At 28.7% G+C, this 4,255-nt stretch carries 5 protein-coding genes; all 5 read right to left on the bottom strand.

The window, feature by feature from the left end; all coding sequences use genetic code 11:
* Positions 1 to 42: 42 nt before the first annotated feature.
* Positions 43 to 2,424 carry a hypothetical protein gene (locus tag Q0352_RS14065; RefSeq protein ID WP_299528591.1) on the bottom strand — a complete coding sequence of 794 codons (2,382 nt, stop codon included), beginning with the start codon at positions 2,422 to 2,424 and terminating at the stop codon, positions 43 to 45.
* On the bottom strand, positions 2,421 to 2,993 hold the full coding sequence (locus Q0352_RS14070) for a hypothetical protein (RefSeq protein ID WP_299528594.1): 573 nt from the start codon (positions 2,991 to 2,993) through the stop codon (positions 2,421 to 2,423). The genes Q0352_RS14065 and Q0352_RS14070 overlap by 4 nt, the downstream gene beginning before the upstream one ends.
* Positions 2,990 to 3,478, bottom strand: coding sequence for a hypothetical protein (locus Q0352_RS14075; protein ID WP_299528597.1), 489 nt, complete (start codon positions 3,476 to 3,478; stop codon positions 2,990 to 2,992). The genes Q0352_RS14070 and Q0352_RS14075 overlap by 4 nt, the downstream gene beginning before the upstream one ends.
* Positions 3,475 to 3,996, bottom strand: a complete 522-nt coding sequence (locus Q0352_RS14080; protein ID WP_299528600.1) for a hypothetical protein — start codon at positions 3,994 to 3,996, stop codon at positions 3,475 to 3,477. Before Q0352_RS14080 ends, Q0352_RS14075 begins: the two co-directional genes overlap by 4 nt.
* Before the next feature lie 2 nt (positions 3,997 to 3,998).
* Positions 3,999 to 4,255: hypothetical protein (locus tag Q0352_RS14085; protein WP_299528603.1), on the bottom strand; the 257-nt coding region annotated here is incomplete at its 5' end.

Consider the following 4,255-nt stretch of genomic DNA (forward strand, 5'->3'; position numbering starts at 1 on the left):
CCTGTTCCATCGTTTGCTGTTGTTCCTATTCCAATAATTTGTTTAGACATAATCTGCTGTTATTAAAGTTGTATCTGCTGTTAGTGTTGTGTTGTCTGCTCTTACTACAATACCATCTTGTTGTACATAGAATCTTATTACTTGGTTTGTATCTGTATTTGTTATATCAATAAATATATTTCTTCTTAATACTGTATTCTCTGTTACCGTAAATAATAAATTACCATTACCATCATCTGTTACATCTATCCAACTTATACCATAACCACTATCAATTTTGGTTACTGAATAATTGCCTAAGTTAGTTACATAAGCCGAATATATTTGAGCTTCTTTAGTTAATGATATATTTGTAGTTGAAGTTGAGAAACCACCTAACGTATAATCAAAACTATTAACTAAATTAAATTCTGTTTTACCAGTTACTAAGTCAGTTGTAAAACTATCTATTCTAAAGTAGTCACTACCTATTTTAAGCATATCATTTAACTCTAACTTTAACAATATACTTAAAGGAATTATTGATGCGTTAAAACTAAAGTTACGGCGTTTAATATTGAATAAATTATTTATATATTCCTGATGATAATTTGAATATAAAGTATTTTCTATTTTAACTCCATCATATTCATTAAATTCATTACCAAATACTGTACTGAAATTTTTAGTTTCTAAGTTGTCAACGTGTGAAGGTGCATTAATAGTTCCACTTAATTGTACTGTATCATTTTCCCTTATGAATAAAATATTAGTAGCACCTATATTAGTTTTTATATTATAAAATATGTGAGGTTTTGGGTTAACTGATTTTATTTCATTATCTACAATAGGACTATAAACAATATTAGTTAAACTCCCATCTTTAACATCTATTAACCTATCATAAATAAATTGTTCAAAAGGTAATGTAATATCAACCGTATCACCATCTAAAACCTCCCCAGTAACTTGGTCTTTTATGATAGCTTCTAAATCACCATAAGCAATTCCATTATTTTCTTTAAATTGTTTGTTAAGTATTGTAATCGGATCTTGAAAACTATATTTAATTTCGCTTAATATATTACCCCTTGCAACATCGTATGTATCAAAGTTTATATAATTAGTAACATCGTATAAACTACCTTGCAGGTAATAATCTTTTAAAGTGTTAACGTATATTGTGCCATCATCTTGTGGTATTACAACTAACTTAAACATCTGAAAAATACCTTTAAGAAAATCTATTATTTTCATCTTAGGCATATTACGTGTTATGTCACCAATAGAAGTTACAATACTACTACTCGCTGTTGTTGTTAATATATCTAATATTACATCTTCATATACTACCTGTCTTAAACTTGCTGAGTATTCAAAAGAACTATCACTTTCTATTTCATAATATATTTCAAATTCTCTATAAATCTCAACATCATCACGTAAGGTTATTTCTAAACTTCCTATTGTTAAATTATTACCAACTGGTGTAATTGTTCTTTGTGCTAATAATATATTTCCATTTTGCTCATACGCTTTTATAGTATATGGTACAGATTCATAACCCTCTAATGGTGTAACATATAAAGTGTTTACGAAATACAATATACCTTCTGCATTTAATATACCTCTTGTTTCATAAAATCCAACGTTAGAAGTAAAATCTACATAAGTATTTTCACCACCATTAAAATCAACAAGAGTAGAACCACCACCGCCACTTGTTGTATTGGTAGCATTTAACCACATAAACAATTCTGTGAACTCTGACCTCCCAAAAAAGTCACGTGAGAATGTTAAATTATAATCATTCTCTATTGCTTCTATTATTCTTATAAGTTTTAGTGATGGTTTTAATTCATCAAATTTAACTCCATTATCACCTGTTGCACTATAAGCTATATTAGCAAGTGTATCTGTATTTGTATAATTATTAACCGTACTATTATAGTAATATTGTTTCTTTGCTAATAGGTTATAAATTACATCACCATCCTTTAAACTACTTTCTAAACCTAACTTTACATTATTACCGTTATAGTCGTGATTAAATGCTGACAAATCTAAAACGCTTAACTCATCTTTACCAACGCTATCAGATATTGATACTAAGTTACCCCAAAAGTTAATAGTATAACTTGAAGGTTTACCTTGTTTTACTTTTACTTTCTGTAATAAAAATTTACCAATTCTAAAAGGTATTCCATCTAATTCAATCCTGCCATCTACTTTTATACGAGCATCGAAAGTATTATCTATATTAGCATTATAGTAATGTTTAAATATCTGATTGTTATTATCACTTGCAGGAACGGTAAAACTCTTTGTATAGTCGGTTGTATTCTTAGTTACATCTTCAATGCTTAATACACTTGAAGTAACAGATATACTTTCATCTTTATGTAAGTCTAATAAATCATTTCCTATGTATATTTTAACTATCATAAAGTATTAATTTCATTATATGAATAACTGAAATCTATTTCGTAATTAATTAACCTATCCTTTTGCCTTGTCTTGTATTCTAAACTTGTTTTAGTAACGTTTAATGGTACAAATCCATTATTATAAACATATACTTTAGATGATAATAATAGTTGCTTAAAACTATCGTTCATACTTTCGTTTACAAATCCACTATTAACTTTAAAATTAGTGCGACCTTGTATATTATAGTCTACATATTGATGGTTTCCATCACTTGGCTGTCCGCTATTACTCTCATAAGTTTCTTTTGTCACTCCTAAAGTATCAGTTTTAGCTTTAAAGAATGTAATAATTTGTTGTTCACCTTCTTTATTTAAGAAATATATGTCTATTGGTGTGTATCTACACTCATCTTGTATCACTAATTCTATAACTTCACCGTTAAAAGTTATCTCAATGTACTCATCTGTTGTAGTATCTGCTATATTTACGTTAATTAACTGTACTATTTCTTCTGAATTAGTGCTAACTGGTTCAGCTATACTATAATTAATCTCATTATTTGGGTAACTTATAACTGTTATCATACTTCATTTAGTTTTATAGGTGCTGTAAATATAGATGTACGGTTTACTTTGTATCTACCTACTGGAATAAGTAAGCGGTTTGTTGGTGTTTGTGGGTTTTCTCCTTCATTACCATAACCATAACCTTTTAAAAGTAGGTCAGTAGTTCCTAATTGTGCTACATCTACATCAGCAGGATCAGTTGTTGTATAAAATATTTCATATCTACACCACTTTTGATTGTTTGCACTTATCAAACCAGTTGTTGCATTTATATTAGGATTGAAAGTAATAAAATCATTTAGTAATCTTGCTATATTTAACTTATCATCACCAATAGAAGAAGCTAAATTAACTTTTGTTATCTCATAATCGGCTGTGACTGGTACGGCTGTTTTTAATCCACTCCATACATATAGCTTAACTGTGTATGATGTTGCCGTAGCACTTGTAAGAGGACTTACAAATGGAACTGTGATATAATAACTTGAAAGACTTTTTATCATTTTAATATTACTTTTAATTGTTCTTCTACTTCTAAAGCATAAGCTGCATAAACATCATCTGGTAATCTTTTAAACGCTTGTTCAAATGGTCTTGTAAAAAAGTTAGTTGTTTCTAAACCTTTATTATAAATACTTCTTATAATTAAAAACGATGTACTTTCAAAACTTAAAAACTTTCCTTTTTTATCTCTAAACTGAAAACGTTTTCTTTTTACCCAACTATTAATTCCACTTGTCAAACCTCCTTTTCTACCTGTACCACTTCCAAATTTAAAAGGACTTGTAGGTGCTTTGGCTGAACTACTTTTACCTTTTACACCTTTATCTACAAACTCCCAATAATCATCAGCACTCCCAAAACTAAAAGTTAATACAGTCTTTTTTTTAAACTCCTCTACATTGTAATCAACACCATTATATAAATCACCTTTGTCACGCTTACCTTTCTTTGTTAGGTTAGATTTAGCTTGTTGTTTAACATACTTTCCAAACTTATTTAATTCATTAGCTACGCTCATTATTAATCATCTTGATATTCAATTCCATAAAAATTATGGCTATTTGCTAAACCGTTTAATTTTATCTTTTTACCTTTCCAACCATCAGGCTCTAAATCTTTCCATAATATATCGACTGAATATTTATTTGAGAATGTAGGTGCTTTTGTTTCGTTTCCTTCATCGTCGTACTTACCTTCTTTAGTCATTACGAATCCTAATTCTACAACTCCAAAAGCTTCACCATCTAATGTTGCAATCTTATCTTTAGCATCTTGCT

This window comes from uncultured Lutibacter sp., from assembly GCF_937891065.1.
Lineage (GTDB): Bacteria > Bacteroidota > Bacteroidia > Flavobacteriales > Flavobacteriaceae > Lutibacter.